Annotated in this window: 14 protein-coding genes and 1 tRNA gene; 5 read left to right on the top strand and 10 right to left on the bottom strand. The window is 72.6% G+C overall.

What is annotated here, in order from left to right:
• The first annotated feature begins 184 nt into the window (after positions 1 to 184).
• Positions 185 to 1,285: an LLM class flavin-dependent oxidoreductase gene (locus ADK36_RS33565; RefSeq protein WP_048584054.1), complete on the top strand. Its 1,101-nt coding sequence runs from the start codon at positions 185 to 187 to the stop codon at positions 1,283 to 1,285.
• A gap of 18 nt (positions 1,286 to 1,303) precedes the next feature.
• On the opposite strand, the gene ADK36_RS33560 is transcribed toward ADK36_RS33565, so the two are convergent.
• Positions 1,304 to 3,169, bottom strand: a complete 1,866-nt coding sequence (locus ADK36_RS33560) for a putative bifunctional diguanylate cyclase/phosphodiesterase (protein WP_425315330.1) — start codon at positions 3,167 to 3,169, stop codon at positions 1,304 to 1,306.
• Between the two features lie 375 nt (positions 3,170 to 3,544).
• Between ADK36_RS33560 and ADK36_RS33555 the strand changes: the two genes are divergently transcribed.
• A complete protein-coding gene (locus ADK36_RS33555) occupies positions 3,545 to 4,921 on the top strand; it encodes a M6 family metalloprotease domain-containing protein (RefSeq protein WP_053200139.1) in 1,377 nt (458 codons plus the stop codon).
• 183 nt (positions 4,922 to 5,104) lie between these two features.
• Here the strand turns inward: ADK36_RS33555 and ADK36_RS33550 are convergent.
• The 7 genes from ADK36_RS33550 to ADK36_RS33525 form a co-directional block, all read right to left on the bottom strand.
• Positions 5,105 to 5,178 (bottom strand) — tRNA-Lys (locus ADK36_RS33550).
• The gene (locus tag ADK36_RS45510) at positions 5,169 to 5,744 is read right to left on the bottom strand and encodes a hypothetical protein (RefSeq protein ID WP_063776903.1); all 576 of its coding nucleotides are present in this window, start codon (positions 5,742 to 5,744) and stop codon (positions 5,169 to 5,171) included. The genes ADK36_RS33550 and ADK36_RS45510 overlap by 10 nt, the downstream gene beginning before the upstream one ends.
• A gap of 145 nt (positions 5,745 to 5,889) precedes the next feature.
• Positions 5,890 to 6,255, bottom strand: coding sequence for a hypothetical protein (locus tag ADK36_RS33545; protein ID WP_048584051.1), 366 nt, complete (start codon positions 6,253 to 6,255; stop codon positions 5,890 to 5,892).
• Positions 6,256 to 6,452: 197 nt separating this feature from the next.
• A complete protein-coding gene (locus ADK36_RS33540) occupies positions 6,453 to 7,790 on the bottom strand; it encodes an AAA domain-containing protein (protein ID WP_053200138.1) in 1,338 nt (445 codons plus the stop codon).
• Positions 7,787 to 9,397 (bottom strand): hypothetical protein, encoded by a 1,611-nt coding sequence (locus ADK36_RS33535; protein WP_053200136.1) that lies wholly within the window; start codon positions 9,395 to 9,397, stop codon positions 7,787 to 7,789. The genes ADK36_RS33540 and ADK36_RS33535 overlap by 4 nt, the downstream gene beginning before the upstream one ends.
• Positions 9,388 to 10,617 (bottom strand): hypothetical protein, encoded by a 1,230-nt coding sequence (locus tag ADK36_RS33530; protein ID WP_078942723.1) that lies wholly within the window; start codon positions 10,615 to 10,617, stop codon positions 9,388 to 9,390. The genes ADK36_RS33535 and ADK36_RS33530 overlap by 10 nt, the downstream gene beginning before the upstream one ends.
• Positions 10,568 to 11,590: a phosphatase PAP2 family protein gene (locus tag ADK36_RS33525; RefSeq protein ID WP_053200134.1), complete on the bottom strand. Its 1,023-nt coding sequence runs from the start codon at positions 11,588 to 11,590 to the stop codon at positions 10,568 to 10,570. The genes ADK36_RS33530 and ADK36_RS33525 overlap by 50 nt, the downstream gene beginning before the upstream one ends.
• Positions 11,591 to 11,776: 186 nt before the next feature.
• Between ADK36_RS33525 and ADK36_RS33520 the strand changes: the two genes are divergently transcribed.
• The gene (locus ADK36_RS33520; protein WP_048584047.1) at positions 11,777 to 12,373 is read left to right on the top strand and encodes a histidine phosphatase family protein; all 597 of its coding nucleotides are present in this window, start codon (positions 11,777 to 11,779) and stop codon (positions 12,371 to 12,373) included.
• 24 nt (positions 12,374 to 12,397) lie between these two features.
• Here ADK36_RS33520 and ADK36_RS33515 read toward each other — a convergent pair whose 3' ends face one another.
• Entirely contained in the window at positions 12,398 to 13,885 is a 1,488-nt protein-coding gene (locus ADK36_RS33515) for a hypothetical protein (protein WP_048584046.1), read from the bottom strand.
• A 279-nt stretch (positions 13,886 to 14,164) separates the two neighbouring features.
• Here ADK36_RS33515 and ADK36_RS33510 point away from each other — a divergent pair, with 279 nt between their 5' ends.
• Entirely contained in the window at positions 14,165 to 14,605 is a 441-nt protein-coding gene (locus ADK36_RS33510) for a hypothetical protein (RefSeq protein WP_234329969.1), read from the top strand.
• Between the two features lie 46 nt (positions 14,606 to 14,651).
• On the top strand, positions 14,652 to 15,521 hold the full coding sequence (locus ADK36_RS33505; protein WP_053200133.1) for a spermidine synthase: 870 nt from the start codon (positions 14,652 to 14,654) through the stop codon (positions 15,519 to 15,521).
• A 1-nt stretch (position 15,522) separates the two neighbouring features.
• Here the strand turns inward: ADK36_RS33505 and ADK36_RS33500 are convergent, their stop codons facing one another.
• Positions 15,523 to 16,053: a hypothetical protein gene (locus tag ADK36_RS33500; protein ID WP_048584044.1), complete on the bottom strand. Its 531-nt coding sequence runs from the start codon at positions 16,051 to 16,053 to the stop codon at positions 15,523 to 15,525.
• Positions 16,054 to 16,067 lie beyond the last annotated feature (14 nt).

Genomic DNA, 16,067 nt, shown 5'->3' with positions numbered 1-16,067 from the left:
GAGGACGAGGCCCCTTCAGGGCCGAAGCGGGGGTCCAGGGGGCGGCAGCCCCCTGGCGGGGTCGAAGGGGCGGAGCCCCTTCAAGGGATGGGACGGGTAGGGGCGGCGGGGGCGAGGGAATAAACCGGAGCCCCCCTCCTGTTAACGCCGATCGCACACCACACGGCAAACGCAGGAGGCACACGTGCCGGCAGACGAGACCCGGGGCACCACAAACGGCACCACACACGGCACCGCCCCGGCCCCCCTCTCCGTACTCGACCTGGTCACGGTCAGCTCCGGCCACACCGCCACCGACGCCCTCCGCACCAGCGTCGACATCGCCCGCCTCGCGGAGTCCCGCGGATTCCACCGCTACTGGGTCGCCGAACACCACTCCATGCCCGGCGTGGCGTCCTCGTCCCCCGCCGTGATCCTCGCCCACATCGCCGCCCACACCACCCGCATCCGCCTCGGCTCCGGCGGCGTGATGCTCCCCAACCACGCCCCCCTCGTCATCGCGGAACAGTTCGGCACCCTGGAGGCCATGGCCCCCGGCCGCATCGACCTCGGCCTCGGCCGCGCCCCCGGCACGGACGGCGCCACCGCAGCCGCACTCCGCCGCACGGATCACCTCAACGAGGGCGCCGACGACTTCCCCGAGCAGCTCGCCGAACTCACCCGCTTCCTCGACGACGACTTCCCGGACGGCCACCCCTACCGCCGTATCCACGCCGTCCCCGGCCCCGTCCAGGCGACCTCACCCGGCGGCGTCCAGTCCCCGCACCGCCCCCCGATCTGGCTGCTCGGCTCCTCCGGCTTCAGCGCCCGCCTCGCAGCGGCCCTCGGCCTGCCCTTCGCCTTCGCGCACCACTTCTCGGCGCAGAACACCATCCCGGCCCTGGACCTGTACCGGGAGTCCTTCCAGCCCTCGGCCGTCCTCGACCGCCCGTACGCCCTCATCGGCGTCTCCGCCCTCGCCACCGACGACGAGAAGGAGGCCCGCCGCCAGGTCAGGGCCGCCGCCCTCAGCATGATCCGTCTGCGCACCGGCCGCCCCGGCCTGATCCCCACCCCCGAAGAGGCCGAGGCCCACGAATTCACCCCGCTGGAGCGCGAGTTCGCCGACTCCTGGAACGCCAACGTCGTCCACGGCACCCCCGACGAGGTCCGCGCCGGCCTCGACGACCTCCACAAGCGCACCGGCGCCGACGAGCTGATGATCACGAGCAACGCCCCCGGCATGGACGTACGCCTGCGCTCGTACGAACTCATCGCGGACGCCTACGACTTGCCGACCACCTGACCGCCCCTCCCCGAGGCGTCAGACCCGCACACCCAGCAACTCGGAGATACGATCCGGCGACACCGGCCGCGAGTACAGCCACCCCTGCCCGGTGTCGCACCCGATCCGTCGCAGCCGTGACGCCTGCGCCAGGGTCTCCACGCACTCCGCGGTGACCGTCAGCCCCAGCCGATGGGCCAGATCGATCATCGCCTCGACGACGACCTCGTCCGCCGGGTTCGGCGGGACGGCCGCGTTGTTGTCGCTCTCGTACTGGAAGCCCCGTACGAAGGAACCGTCCAGCTTCAGAACCGAGACCGGCAGCCGGCTCAGATAGGCGAGATTCGAGTAGCCGGTACCGAAGTCGTCGATCGCGATGCGTACGCCCATGTCGCTGAGCGCCTGGAGGTCCTGGATCGGGCGGCCCGCCGAGCCCATCACCGCCGACTCGGTCAGTTCCAACTGGAGCAGATGCGGGGCGAGTCCGGTCTCGTCGAGGATCCGGGCCACGTCCGCCACCAGGTCGGAGTCCCAGACCTGGCGGACGGCGACGTTCACGCTCACGAAGATCGGCGGCTCGTCGGGGTGCGCCAGCTGCCAGGCCTGTGCCTGCCGGCAGGCGGTCTCCAGGATCCACCGGCCGAGCGGCACGATCGAACCGTCCTCCTCGGCCAGTCCGATGAACCGATTCGGCGCCAGTACGCCGAACTGAGGATGATTCCAGCGGACAAGCGCCTCGACACCGCGCAGCCGGCCGTCCTCCATGCTGACCAACGGCTGGTACTCCAGGGCGAATTCACCGCGCTCGATGGCAGGGCGGAGCGTGGAGGCGAGGGCCTGGCGGGTCATGAGGTGGGCGTTGCGTTCGGGGTCGAAGAGCGTCCAGCGGTCCTTGCCGTCGGCCTTCGCCCAGTACAGCGTCGTGTCGGCGGCCGCCATCAGGGCGGTGGGAGTGGTGCCGGCGGCCTGGCGCTCCACGACGCCGATCGAGGCCGACACCGACAGGCGCCGCCCGCCCAGGTCGAAGGGGGCCCGCAGAGCTTCGAGCACCGACTCGGCGAGGTCGGCGAGTTGCTCGGTGCCTGTCGAGTCCTCGACGAGCAGGGCGAATTCGTCCCCGCCGAGCCGGGCCACCAGGGGCGGGATCGATCGGGCGTGGCCCGCCTCCTCGGCGCAGCGCGTGAGCCGCTCGGCCACGGCGCCCAGCAGCTTGTCGCCGACGCGATGGCCGAGGGTGTCGTTGATGGCCATGAAGCCGTCAAGGTCCAGGTAGCACAGGCCGATTCGCCCGGTGGTGCCGCTCTCGTCGTACGACTCCACCTCCAGCGCGGACGACAGGCGCTCGAAGAACAGGGTGCGGTTGGGCAGCCGGGTCACCGGGTCGTGCATCTCCAAGTGCCGCAACCGGGCCTGGAGTTCACGGTGGTCGCTGATGTCGGCGACGGAGAGCAGGACGCCGCCGGGCTCCTCGCCGGGCAGCGGCGCGACCGTGACCTGGACCCACAGGGAGTGCCCGTCGGGGTGTTTCAGCCGTCGTGTGCAGCGCAGTTGGGCCTGGCGGCCGCGCAGCACCTCGCGGTACGCGTGCCAGGCGCGCGCGTCGGAGGCGAGGTCCACCAGGTCGGCGGCGACGGACCCGGCCAGCTCACCGGGGGCCGTACCCAGCAGGTCGGTGAAGGAGGCGTTGGCTCCGGTCACCAGGCCCTCGCGATCGACCACGGCCATCGCCAGGGGGGCGGCGGAGAACGCGGAGGAATAGGGCGAGGACGATCCGGTACCGGGGGATGACTGTAGGTTACTCTCTGTGACGGCTGCCCCGATGAGGCCTGCCGCGGGCGTCGGCCCTTCGGACGTTCCGCTCACCGCTCGCTCCCGCAGTGCACTCGATCTTCGGATGGGTCTCATCGGAATGGTCGGCCGGTGGATGGGGGTGCCCCCTGCGGCCGCCGGGCCGTGTCCGTGCAGGAAAGTGTCAGGAAAGTGTGCCGATCATAGAGGCTGGCCCGAGGGCCTTCCACCTACTGTTCAGTGTTCCCACGCGAGGCGCGCTTCTGACAGATCGTTTCTGCCCGCACCTGGACAGCTTCTTCGAACCCTCGACCAGTTGTGACGTTCCGTGAGCGATTCGGGGGTGTCGGTTCTGACGACCCCTCGTCCCTCTCACCCGTCTGGTGCAGCTGAACAGGACGTAGTACGACAATCCGACACAGGCTGGGTGCGGTATCCCGCGAACCGCTCCCGGAGGTCCCCGTGCCGCGTCAGTTCCCCCCGCGCCGTGGGATGGGCCTGCTGCGGGACCGGCCCCGACTGCGCAGCACCGCCGCCTTGTTCACCACGATGTCGGCGCTCGCCGCGACTTCCCTGGCCGCCGGCCCCTCGGTCGCCGAACCGTTCGACACGGCGCCGTGCGCCCTCAAGCGGACCGCCGCCCACCACTCCGAGGGCCTGGACACCTGGAACGCCGCCTATCCGCGCCCGACCAGGGAACTCGACGCGGTCATGGTCTTCCTGTCCTTCCCGGACTCGGCCCCCCTGACGACCCCCGCCGAACTGACGGCCGACCACTTCCCGGCCACCACCCGCTTCTTCGAACACGCCTCCTACGGCAGATTCACCCTGCGCCCGCATCCGCTCCGGCACTGGATCCGCATGCCGAGGCCGTCCACGGCGTACGCCATACAGCGTGACTGGCGTGTCGCCGACCGGGCCGCCTATCTGCGGGACGCGCTCGCCGCGGCGGACCGGCAGGTGGACTTCTCCCGCTACGACATCGTCTACTTCGTCGCCGACCCGGACGCGCCCGGCGTCGACTCGGACGCCACGAAGGTCGTCAACCTCGACACACCGCTGCGGGCCGACGACACCGACATCCGGCGCGTCGTCACGGTCTTCGAGAACCATCCGCCGGACCGGCTGGTCCTCGCCCACGAGACCGGCCATGTCTTCGACCTGCCGGACCTGTACCACCGCCCGGTGGACGGCAAGGGCGACTGGGACACCTATGTCGGCGACTGGGACCTGATGGGCAGCCAGTTCGGCATGGCCCCGGATCTGTTCGGCTGGCACAAATGGAAGCTCGGGTGGCTGGAGCCGCGGCAGGTGGTGTGCGTGCAGGGGCGGGGCGGCGGACCGGTGCGGCTGACGCTGGAGCCGCTGTCGGCTGCGTCGGGGATTCCGGCGCAGCCGGGTGCGGCCGGATCGCCCGGCGCTGTCGGGGCCCAGGGCGCGTTCGACGACCGCGGCGCCTTCGGTACGCATGCCGCGCTCGGGGCGTACGACACGCTCGGGGCGTACGGCGGCGTGCCGGGCTTCGGACTGGGCAACGGCACCAAGCTCGCCGTCGTCCCCACCGGACCGGAAAGCGCCCTCGCCTTCGAGGTGCGCGGCCCGGCGGGCAACGACATGCGGACCTGCCGGCAGGGGGTGCTGGTGTACCGGGTGCGCAGTCAGACGGAGTCCGGGGGCGGGCCGGTCGAGGTGATCGACGCCCATCCGCGCAGCGAGGCCTGCTGGGAGGAGTCCGTGTATCCGCCGCTCGCGGACGCGCCGGTCGGACTCGGCGAGAGCTTCACCGTGCCGGAGGAGCGGGTGCGGGTGGACGTGGAGGGGCGGACGGTCTCGGGGGCGTGGACCGTGAAGATCACGGCGATCGGGTAGCGCGTGCGCCGGGTGGAGGGTCGCGTGCCGGGACAGATGTACGCCGGATGGCAGCGGTACGCCTCGCGGCCCGCTTGTGCGCTGGGGGGAAAGCCGAGAAGCCCTTCGTTTCCACGCTTCCACGACGGGCTCTCATCGCAAAAACGAAGGCCCCCCGCAATTGCGAGGAGCCTTCACCGTCTGTGCGCCGCCAGGGACTCGAACCCCGGACCCGCTGATTAAGAGTCAGCTGCTCTAACCAACTGAGCTAGCGGCGCCTGCTGACGTCGTAGACCTTAGCATCCTGATCGGGGTGGGGAAAAATCGATATCCGAACGGCAGCGCGAGCCGCCCGCACGGCCGCCCAGAGCAGCACCTCTGCCCCCGGTAACCAGGGATTACGGGTGTCCGGGGCGACCAGCCAGCGGCCGCCGGAGAGGGCGTCGGTGCCGGACCGGCCCGGCACGGTCACCGCGTCTCCGGGGCCGTGGCAGAGGAGCGCCGGTACGTCGCCCGCACGGCCGAACTCCTCCCAGCGCAGCAGCGACGGCAGCCGCTGGGCCGTACCGGGCGTGGCGAACAGCAGCATCCGGCCCCGGAACATCGCCACCGGCCCCGATCCGGGCCCTTCCTCCCACAACTGGTCGACCATCCGGCGGCCGAAGACCGCGGGTGCGCTCACGACGTCGAAGACGGAGCCGCAGGACAGGACCGCGGGGGCCGTCGGCCGCTCGTCGCGGAACGCCTGGGCGCTGCGCGGATACGGTTCTGCGGAGGCGAGCCAGGCGGCGCCGTCCGCGGTGAGGGAGGCGGGCGAGAACGGGACGTTGCGTGTGCTGCTCATGGCGAATACATCTACCGACGGTGAGCGCGCCACTCCCGAGAGTTCCCGGAAACCGGGACAGGGTGGGGTGGCGGGGCGTATCTTGCCCGCCCGGCATATGCCATGAGGGTGCCCACGCCGGTGCCCATGGGGGCACCCGGGTGCGTCACACCGGGTCGACGTGCCCCGGGCCCTCGACCCCCCGCATCAGATCCCTGCCGAACTCCACCATCTTCTTGGCGTAGTCCTCGGTCCACTCGGCCCGCGCGGCGATGTCGGCGGGCGTCAGCCTGTCGAACCGCCGGGGATCCGCCAGCTGGGCCGCGGCCATGGCCTGGAACTCCACCGCACGGTCCGTCGCCGCCCGGAACGCCTGCGTCAGCTCGGTCGCCCGCGCCAGCAGCGCCCGCGGGTCGTCGATCGACTCCAGGTCGAAGAAGTGCTCCGGGTCGGCGGCCACCTGCGTGGGCTCGAAGAGCAGGGGCGCGGGGCGTAGCCGCGGTTCGCTCCGACGCGGCGTGGGCTCCGCCATGTCTTCTCCTTCTCTTACGTCACCGAACTAGTACGTCACTGATTTGGTACGGCGCCGATCCAGTACGTCGCCGATCTGATTGCTCCCCGGCGACCGACCCCCGCAACCGGCCACCCCCCGGCGGACCGTTTCACCGTCCATTGTCCCGCGCCCACGCAAGTGGCCGTCGGGCCCGGCCGAACGGCCTGCCACCAGGTTCAGCCGCTCCGCCACGCGACCCGATGTTCCGCCAGCCGGGCCAGAACCGCGTGATTCGCCTCCCAACCGTCCGGGAACTTCACCAGCGTCCCCAGCTGCACCGGCTCGGTCGACGGGTAGTCGTCCAGCAGTTCGCTCACCCCTGCCCGGCACACCACGATGCACGCGTGCCGGTGGCGGGAGGCGAGGACGCACAGGCGGCCCGTCTCCAGGTGGAAGGCGGTGGCGTCGGGGCGGCCGGAGAGGGGGTGGAGGACCACGGTCACGTCGTACTCGCGGCCCTGGAGGCGATTCGCCGTGTCCACGGTGACGTCCGTCACCCCCAGCTCGGCCAGGGCCGCCCGGACTGCCGCCGCCTGGTCCCGATGGGCCGTGCCGACCGCGACCCGGTCGGCGGTGAGGGGCGCGGGATCGGGCGAGCGCTCGGAGGTTGCCGCTCCGCCCCGGTCCAGCAGGCGTCGCACGACCGTCGCCACCGCCCGGACCGCCTCGGGATCCGTCCGCGGGGTGTGCCGGGCGGGCAGCTCCAGGAGCCCCCAGCCCGACTCCGCCGCCTCGTCGATCACCCGGTCGGGGCCCGAGCCGTCCGACGGGACCGCGAAGGACAGGCGTCGGTCGCCGTGGTCGGTACCGCTACGGAACGGGGTGTACGGGTAGAAGGCGTCGGAGACGAGGGGCGCGGCGGACGCGGGGAGCCGCCATGAGACCGGCAGGCGGTGCTGGGGCAGTTCGGGGTTGTGGGCCAGGAGGGTGGTGACGGCCGAGCCCGACGGGTCGTACGACAGGCCCGCCCACTGCTCGCTGCCGACGATGGAGAACGGGTCCAGCTGGCCGGGGTCGCCGACGAACAGCGCCCGTTCGAAGAGGCCGGCCACCGCGAGCAGCGAGTCCGAGCGCATCTGGTACGCCTCGTCGACGATCGCGTGCCGCCAGGGCTCGTCGACCTTGACGTGCGCCCACTTGGCCGCCGTGGAGATGACGACCGAGAGGCCGGCCAGGTCGCCCGCCTTCGCCGACTTGCGTACGTTCGGCAGGTCGTCCAGCGCCTTGTCGTACGGGTCGGCGTCGCTGCTGTGCAGTCGGCCCACCGGCAGCTCGGGGTTCTTCTCGGCAAGCCGCAGCACCAGGTCGTCGACCTGGGCGTTGGTCTGCGCGACGACCATCAGCGGGCGCCCCGCGTCGGCGAGTTCGAGGGCCGCACGGACGACGAGCGTGGACTTGCCGGCACCGGGCGGGGAGTCGACGACGACGCCGCGCGCGGTGCCGTGCAGGGTGTCGTGGAGGATCGCGTCGGTGGCCTCGGTCGCCGCGGCACCGGGGTCGAACACGGCGGTCACAGCACGTCCCCCTCGGTCAGGGCGTCGGCGGCCTCGGGGACCTGCTCCCCTGGAGGCCCGCCGTGCGTCCACGGCGTCTGCTCCGGGTCGGGCAGCTTCGCGCCGCCCCGCGGCTCGTGCTCGAACAGCGTGAAGCACAGCAGGTCGCCCTTCTCGGGCACCGACCCCTCCTCCGGCTCCTTGCCGCGGCCCATCTTGTCCAGCACCCGCAGCACCACGAGCGTGCCCCCGTCCTCGATGTCCCCCTCGTACCCGACGAACTCCGCCGACTGGGGCTTCCCGCCCAGCGAACGGAACACCTTGGCCCGCTCGCCCAGATGCGGCCGGTCGTCCGTGCGGACGGTGACCAGGGGGCGCGGACTGGGGCGCTTGCCCTCGCTGTACGCCATGACGACCTCGGTGACCTCGCCCGCGAACGCCTCCCCGGACAGCCGCCGCCCCGCCATCACCAGCGGGTCGTCGAGCGCCTCCTGCGCCTCCAGACGGGCCTGTTCGCGCTCGCGCGCGGCGAGCTTGTTCGCGGCGGTGACCGCGTCGTCACGGCGCGGTTGCGGGGGTTCGCCGGCGAGGACGCGGTCGCGGTGGCCGGTGAAGGACCAGCGGTCGCGGGTCCAGCGCTCCTCGACGTGCTGCCCGACCTCGGGCAGGCGGGACCGCAGCAGCTCCAGGCCGCGCCACACCGCGTCCCAGGTGGGCCGGGTCCGGCTCTCGACGAGGGCGCGGATCTCCCGCTCGGCGGCGGTGAGGTCCCCGAGCCGGTCGTCCGCCTCCAGTCCGTCCTCCGCGGCGGCGAGGGCGGTGCGGGCGCGGTCGTAGCGCTCGATGGCGGGGGCGAGCAGCTTGTTGTCGAACGCCGGGTCGGTGGCGGGACCGGCCGGCGGACACAGCAGCTGGCCCTGGGCGTCACGCGCGAGCTCCGCCCGCAGCGCGGCCTCGGCGCCCGTCTCGCCCTCCGGGGGGTCGATCCATGCCAGCAGCGCGCCGAGGTGCTGGTCCTCCAGGGTGGACTGGCCGGTCGTCCAGTGCCGGGTCAGTACGTCCGTCATGGCCGGCAGCAGGCAGGAGCCGGGTACGCGGGACCGCTCGGCGAAGTGGGTCAGCCAGCGGCCGAGCAGCGGCACGCGCGGGGGCGCCGGATAGGGGGTCTCCGGGTCCTGTTCCGCCGTACGCCGGAAGCGCATCGAGCGGCCCAGGAGCCGTACGAAGTCGATGCCCGCGCGGCTCGGCACGATCAACTGCGGGGCGTCCGCGCACAGTTCGACCTCGACCTTGACCCGCTTGCCGGTCTCCGGATCGGTCTCGTTGCGCTCGGCCGCCTCCACGTCCTCGGCGTAGGCGTCGATGTACGGCAGGACGACGTCCGCCAGCTCGGACAGGAAGGCGAACCGGAGGTCCCGGTCGCGCGGCTGGGGTACGACCAGCAGGTGCGGGGCGTCCCGGTCGGTGCCGACCAGCGCGCCGAGCGGGGCCCCGGCCTCGCCCGCGGTGGTGAGGGGCACGAAAACCAGCGGCCGTTCGGACAGGTGCCGGTGGCGGACGGTGGCGGCGGGCTGGGCGCGGCCCGTGCTCACGGCCTCAAGGCGGGCGAGGGTGGAGATCAGTGACATACGGCCACCGCCTCCGGGCGGCCGGGTGCTTCCACCGCTCGGCCGAGGTCCCCGGGTTCCCGGCCGAGGGCCTCGGCACGCAGCCGCGCCGCCCTGCGCAGGGCCGCCACCGCCGGGTCGTCCGGGTCGCCGGACTCGCCCCGGGCCGCCGACAGGACGTCCTCGACCGTCGTCAGGTCGCCCAGCTCGGCCCGCACCGAACGGCCCAGCGACGTCACCGCGCCGGACGCGCGGGACCGGGCCCGGCAGTGGAAGGCCAGCTCGCAGGCGGACAGGCACTCGGGCGCGTACGTCGCCGGGACCGACTCGACGGCTGCCGTCAGGTCGGCGGCGGGCAGTTCGGGGGAGAAGCAGGTGCCGTCGGGGAGGGCGTCGGCGATGTCCTCGATGCGGGTCAGCCGGGCCAGCTGGCGGGCGGTCACCGCGCGCTGCTTGCGGACGTCGACGGCCGAGGCGGTCGGGAGGTTGGAGAAGTCCTTGGGGCAGACCAGGAGCACGCGGTGGCGCACGCGCGGGGCGGGGGCGCCGTCCGAGCCGCTCCGCCCCAGGGGCGTCTCGGCCTCCGGCTTCGCGCCGAGTCGGGCGGCGACCTGCTCCAGCGCCAGTACGTACACCGCGGACTGTCGCGCGGCCGCGCCGACCTTCGCCGGGTCCGCCGCACCGTCCAGCATCGGGAAGGACTTGATCTCCACCACCGTCCAGCTGCCGTCCGGGTGCACGACGACCGCGTCCGGCTCCAGGAAGGCGGGCGAGCCGGCGACGTCCAGCGCGAGCATCGGATGGTCGAGCAGTGTCCACTCGCCGCTCGCCTCGGTGGCCTCGCGCAGGGCCAGTGCCGTACGGGCCGTGCGGCCCTCGGGGCCGGTCGCGGTGAGGTCGGGCACACGCGCGTGGGCGGGCGGTTCGGCGGTGCGGTCCAGTCTCTCGTGCACCAGCCGCAGCAGTTCCGCGCCGCCGTCCGCCTTGACCTTGGCCTCGAAGGCGTTCCCGCGCGTGAAGGCGAACTGCGACTGTCCGAAGACCGACGGCGAGCCCAGCGCGCTCGCCAGTGCCGCCTTGTTCACCCCGGCGCCGTCCAGGATCGCGCGCCGCTTGCAGCCGGGGTTGGCGGCGAGGGCGGCCAGGGCCCGTGCGTCCAGCGCCTTGGCCGGTACGTCGGGACCGCGCAGCTCAGCGAGCCGGTGCCGGAGCGCCGTCCCCCGCGTCCTGGGGAGAGGCACTCGGCTCGGCTCCGGATCCGATCCGGGACTCGCGCTGCCGTGGAATTCGCTCACCCGCGGAAGTCTGGCATCCGTCACTGACAATTGAGGAAGAAGCGTCGTCGCAGGCCACCGTGACGGTCCCACCCGCGCTGCCCCGGGCACCCTTCGTGACCGCCCCGCCGGAGGCCGTTCCGGCCATCGCGACGGGTGCCACCTCCGGACCGAACCGCGCCCTGACCCGGTCCGCGGTCCGCAGCACGTACGGCGTCAGCAGCAACCCGACGCCCATCACGGCGGCGCCCGCGGCCGCGTCCAGGAAGTAGTGGTTGGCGGTGCCCATCACGACGATCGTGGTGATCAGGGGGTAGGCGACGGCCGCGACCTTCGTCAGGCGGGTCCCGCCGTACCGCCACAGCATCACCCCGCACCACAGCGCCCAGCCGACGTGCAGGCTCGGCATGGCCGCGTACTGGTTCGTCATGCCCCCCATGCCCTTCGGCGCGCTCGCCGCGCCGCCCCACCAGCCGTACGAGCTGTACTGGGCCATCGTGTCCACGAAGCCGTAGCCCTCGGCGAGCAGCCGGGGCGGGCAGGTGGGCAGCAGGGTGAAGCCGATCAGACCTATGAAGGTCGACGTCATCAGCCAGGTGCGGGCCGCGCGGTAGTGCACGGTGCGGGACCTGAAGATCCAGACCAGGAGCGCGGGGGTGACCAGGTAGTGCAGTGACGCGTACCAGAAGTCGGCCGGGATGCCGAGCCAGGGCTCCCTGGTGAAGAGGCGGTTGAGAGGGTGCTCCGCGTTGAGATACAGGGCCTTCTCGATGTCCAGGATCGCCAGGCCGTGGTCGACGGCATGGCTGACATCGCCCCGGGCGAGGAGGCGGCCCGCCGAGTAGCAGGCGTAGACCAGGAGTATCAGCGGCAACTCGGTCCACCAGCGCAGGCGGGTCCGCGGCGTCGCCTCCACGCCAGCTGTCTCGGCGCGTGGCATCCGATCGCCTCCCCCTTCTTGTCGCGGCGCCCGGTTGACCGGTCGTACCACTTTACGGTGTATGCGCGGGCCCCCTGCGGGCGCCCCGGCCCTCAAGACGCAGAGATCGCCCCCGGGGTTGCCCCCGCACAGCGTGCGGGATGATGGACGGGTCCCGCCTCTCGTTTCTCCCGGAAAGGCCTTTCCATGGCACCGCGCATCCTGCTGGCCCGGCACGGACAGACGGCGTGGTCGCTGTCCGGCAAGCACACGGGCCGGACCGATGTGCCGCTACTGGAGGAGGGCCGCCGGGGCGCGAAGCTGCTGGGCGAGCGTCTGTACCGGTCGCCGTACGACGGGCTGGCGGGGGTCGAGATCCGCACCAGCCCGTTGTCACGCGCGCGTGAGACGTGCGAACTCGCCGGCTTCGGTGAACGCGCGCGTACCTGGGACACGCTCATGGAGTGGGACTACGGCGCGTACGAAGGCATGACACCGGCGGAGATCCAGTCCGTGCGGCCCGGCTGGCTCATCTGGCGCGACGGCGTGCCGGAGGGGGAGAGCCTGTCCGAGGTGACGGCCCGTGCCGACGAGGTGGTGGCATGGGCGCGCGAGGCGGACCGTGACGTGCTGGTCTTCGCGCACGGGCACATCCTGCGGTCCATAGGCGCGCGCTGGCTGGGCCTGCCGCTCGACTTCGCTGCCCGCATCCGGCTGAACCCGACGTCGCTGTCGGTGCTGGGGTGGGCGTACGGGGAGCCGGCGATCGAGAGCTGGAACGACTTGGGGCACCTGGCGGCGTAGCCGGTCGACCGGGGGCCGCGCCGGTCACGCCATGCGGGGGGTGCTCGCGTGCCGTTCCAGGAAGGCCGACACGCCGCTCGCCCGCCGGTGCGGCAGCAGTACCCGGGCCGTCCCGGCCAGCATCGTCTGCACCCGCGACGACTGCACCTGGTCGAGCAGGTCCAGCACCCGCATGCCGGCGGCCGCGGCCTCGTCAGGGCGTCCGCCCCGGGCCAGGTCGTCCGCCAGTTCCGCCGTGTACAGCGCGATGTTGCGCGTGAAGTGCGGGTCCTGGAGCTCGGCCGCCCGCCCGGCGTGCCGCGCCGCCCGCTGCCAGTTGCCGAGTATCGACCAGCACTGCGCCTCCAGCGCCTCCAGCTCGGCCTCTCCGTAGAAGCTCATCCACTCGGGGTCGGCGTCGGAGCGGCCCCGGTCGAAGAGGGCCTGTGCGCGGACGAGGGCCTGCTCGCAGCCGGTGCGGTCGGCGAGCCCCGCCCAGCCACCCGCCTCGCGCAGCGCCAGCAGCGACATCAGACGGGAGGAGCCCAGGGGGCGGGCGACGCGCTGCGCCGCCTGCGCCGCCCGCACGGCCTCACGCGGCCGGCCCGCGTCCCGTGCCAGGAACGACGTGTTGCAGAAGGCGTGCGCCTCCAGTGCCGGGTCGCCCGCCATCCGGGCCGTCGCCAGTGCCTCCGCGTAGTGCGAGCGCGCGTCGTCGAACCGTCCCGAGTCGTGCGCCAGCCACCCCACCGAGATGGCCAGTTCACCCGCGCCCGAGTGGAGCCGGTCGCCGGTCGCCTGCCGGGTCGTACCGGCGTCGAGCAGCTCGTAGGCGGCACGCAGCGGGGCGGCGGCACGCCGGTAGAGGCCGTCGGCGCCGTGCCGGTCGTCGAGCAGCCGGATACGGCGTACGGCTTCCTCGAGCGCGTCCGCCTCGTGCCCCCCGACACGTCGGACGGGACGCTCCGCGGCCGCGGCGTCGAAGGCGAGCCCCAGCGGGCTCAGCGAGGCGGCGGCCACTGTGGCGCCTCCGCCGGTCATGAATGCGCGACGCAGCACGTCGCTCTCCTCGTAGATCTCGTGACTCTGGTGGTTCTCGTGGTTCTGCTCTGATCCGTACGGGTCGTGCGGGGCGTACGGGTTCTGCGGGTCATACGGCTCGTGGTCCCTCCACGTCTCACTTGCAGCGCACGCCGGTCTCGTGGTGTGCAAGAGGGGCGCGTCCTCGTCGGCGTGCGCCCGGCGTCCGCGTACGGACGAGCGGGGCGCGAAGCCCAGGTCGGTGAGCGTGCGGCCGGGGAACATGTGCAGGAACACCCGTTCGTACGCGTAGTTGGGGCAGCGGATCTCGCCGGCCTCGACCCGCCCGACGTAACGCGCGTCACAGCTGACCCGCTCGCCGATCTCGCGAGCGGCCCGTCGTACCGCCGCGGCGAACTCGGCCGGCGAGCGCTGTCCGCGCAGCTGCCGGAACGCGAGATTCGGCCTCGGTGGCCGGGTGGGCTGGGACGAGGTCAGCTCTGACGACGTCATGGCCGGGTCCTCTCATGCGAACCGTCGAACCATGCCGGAGCGAGGACGAGTTGAGCCGAATACCCGTACCGAATATCCGTGTGGTGCCCTTGCTGTCGGCGGGCATGAACGTACCTGCTGTAGCGGACTCGCCACGCAGTGTTTGGCTACAAAACGGATATCTCATACGGGATCCGCCATGAACTGCCATCCTTTGCGGCTGACTTCCGCCGTAGCCGTTGACGTCGCGGCGCGTTGAACTCCTCGGACTGCAAAAGGGGTTCCGTGGTGGAGGTCGGGATGGAGACCAGCCAGAGCATCGCTCCGCATGCGTCGTCGACAACGGCCGGGCACGCGCCGACCGCAGAGTGCGGCGAGCCGCCGGCGGCGGGCTGTGACGTGGTCACGGTTCCGGCACGGCAGGGCCTGGAGGCGGTCGACATCCTGCGGCGGGGGGCCGCCGCGGACGCGGTGGGGCCCGTACTGCACGACGGCGGCTGCGACACCCTCGGCTTCGTCGTCCCGTCCGGCACGGCCGCCGCCTGGGACGTGCCGGGCAGCACCTGTACGGAGACCGACGGCCGCGGGCTGAGCCTGAACCCGAACCCCGAGCCGCCGGTCGAGGGCTCGGACTGGCTCCTGCCGCCCGGTGAGGCGGACCTGGCGACGGATCCCGCGGTGCTGCGGGCGGCCCTGGGGGAGGCCGCGCGGCTGATCGAGGCGGCCGACAACTGCCGGTGACTGCGCTGCCCGGGCGACGCGGCCTGCCGCTTGCGACAATGACCCAATGGGAAAGTCCAGGAACGCCAGGCGCCGGCCGGCCGAAGCCGAAGCAGTCGTCGAACGCGTCGACGGCGGACTCGCCGAGCTGATACCCGACCGGGACCGTGCCCGGGCCTGGACGCTCCTCGTCGACGGGGCTCCCCAGTCGCACGTCGACCTGGACGACCCGGCGTACCTCTCCTTCGAGTACCAGCGGCGCCTGGGGCACGTCATCGATCTCGTCGCCCCGCCGGGCAAACCGGTACGGGCGGTCCACCTCGGCGGTGGTGCCCTCACCCTCGCCCGCTATGTCGCCGCCACCCGGCCCCGTTCCACCCAGCAGGTCGTGGAGCGGGACGCCCCCCTCGTCCAACTGGTCCGCCGGGAGCTGCCGTTGGATCCAGGCGCCCGGATCCGGGTGCGGTCGGCGGACGCCCGGGACGGGCTCGCCAAGGTGCCCGACGGGTGGGCCGACCTCGTCATCGCCGACGTCTTCAGCGGGACCCGTACTCCCGCCCACCTGACCTCGACCGAGTTCCTCGACGACGTACGCAGGGTCCTGGCGCCCGGCGGCGTCTACGCCGCCAACCTCGCGGACGGCCCGCCGCTCGCACATCTGCGCGGCCAGATCGCCACTGCCGCCGTCCGGTTCGCGGAACTCGCCCTGGCAGCCGACCCGGCCGTACTGCGCGGCAAGCGCTTCGGCAACGCCGTCCTCGTCGCATCCGACCGGCCGCTCCCCGTCGCCGAGCTGACCCGTCGCGCCGCCTCCGATCCGCATCCCGCCCGCGTCGAGCACGGCAAGGCGCTCAGCGACTTCACCGGTGGGGCCGCCCCCGTGACCGACCTCGCGGCGGTGGCCTCCCCGGCCCCGCCACCGTCGGTGTTCCGGTGACTCAGTAGTCCCCGATCTCCACCCGCGGCGGCCCGTCGTGCCATGTGCAGAACACCGACACCCGGTCCGCTCCGGCGCTGAACTCCACCCGGATCCACGTCTGCGTCTTCCACACCTGCATCGACCAGCCCGAGCCCGGGGTCGCCGAGACGAGGGTCGCGTCCGTCTCGGCGATGTCGAAGACCACGCGGCCGCCGTCGGTGTCGTAGCTCTTGACCTGCCCGGATGTGCCGGGGGAGGGGCTGGTGCGCTGCGGCGGGGTCTTCGAGGGGGCCGGCGTGCGGGGCGTCCCGGTCGGCTTCGGTGAGGGGCTCGAAGGGCTGGAAGGCCCCTTCGAGGGGGTCGGCCGATTCGTCGACGACGCCAGCGGCTTCGACTCCTGCGTCGTCGCGTCGGCCGCCGTGATGGGCAGGGCGCGGGGCCGGTCGTACACGGTGCCCGCCATCACCGTGTGGACACCCCACCACGACAGCGTGACCGCCGCGCCCGTGGCGAGCGACCAAGCCAGTACGTGTACGAGTCCTCTGCGCATCGCGGGCCATACTG

This window comes from Streptomyces viridochromogenes (assembly GCF_001270495.1).
Taxonomy (GTDB): domain Bacteria; phylum Actinomycetota; class Actinomycetes; order Streptomycetales; family Streptomycetaceae; genus Streptomyces; species Streptomyces viridochromogenes_A.
Note: the sequence above shows the minus strand (reverse complement) of the source record. Positions and strands in the feature narration are given on the sequence as shown.

Excerpts from the sequence above, each read along its gene's own strand:
- ADK36_RS33560 (WP_425315330.1), bottom strand. The coding sequence starts at position 3,169 with ATGAGACCCATCCGAAGATCGAGTGCACTGCGGGAGCGAGCGGTGAGC.
- ADK36_RS33555 (WP_053200139.1), top strand. The coding sequence starts at position 3,545 with ATGGGCCTGCTGCGGGACCGGCCCCGACTGCGCAGCACCGCCGCCTTG.
- ADK36_RS45510 (WP_063776903.1), bottom strand. The coding sequence starts at position 5,744 with ATGAGCAGCACACGCAACGTCCCGTTCTCGCCCGCCTCCCTCACCGCG.
- ADK36_RS33545 (WP_048584051.1), bottom strand. The coding sequence starts at position 6,255 with ATGGCGGAGCCCACGCCGCGTCGGAGCGAACCGCGGCTACGCCCCGCG.
- ADK36_RS33535 (WP_053200136.1), bottom strand. The coding sequence starts at position 9,397 with ATGTCACTGATCTCCACCCTCGCCCGCCTTGAGGCCGTGAGCACGGGC.
- ADK36_RS33525 (WP_053200134.1), bottom strand. The coding sequence starts at position 11,590 with ATGCCACGCGCCGAGACAGCTGGCGTGGAGGCGACGCCGCGGACCCGC.
- ADK36_RS33520 (WP_048584047.1), top strand. The coding sequence starts at position 11,777 with ATGGCACCGCGCATCCTGCTGGCCCGGCACGGACAGACGGCGTGGTCG.
- ADK36_RS33515 (WP_048584046.1), bottom strand. The coding sequence starts at position 13,885 with ATGACGTCGTCAGAGCTGACCTCGTCCCAGCCCACCCGGCCACCGAGG.
- ADK36_RS33510 (WP_234329969.1), top strand. The coding sequence starts at position 14,165 with ATGGAGACCAGCCAGAGCATCGCTCCGCATGCGTCGTCGACAACGGCC.
- ADK36_RS33505 (WP_053200133.1), top strand. The coding sequence starts at position 14,652 with ATGGGAAAGTCCAGGAACGCCAGGCGCCGGCCGGCCGAAGCCGAAGCA.
- ADK36_RS33500 (WP_048584044.1), bottom strand. The coding sequence starts at position 16,053 with ATGCGCAGAGGACTCGTACACGTACTGGCTTGGTCGCTCGCCACGGGC.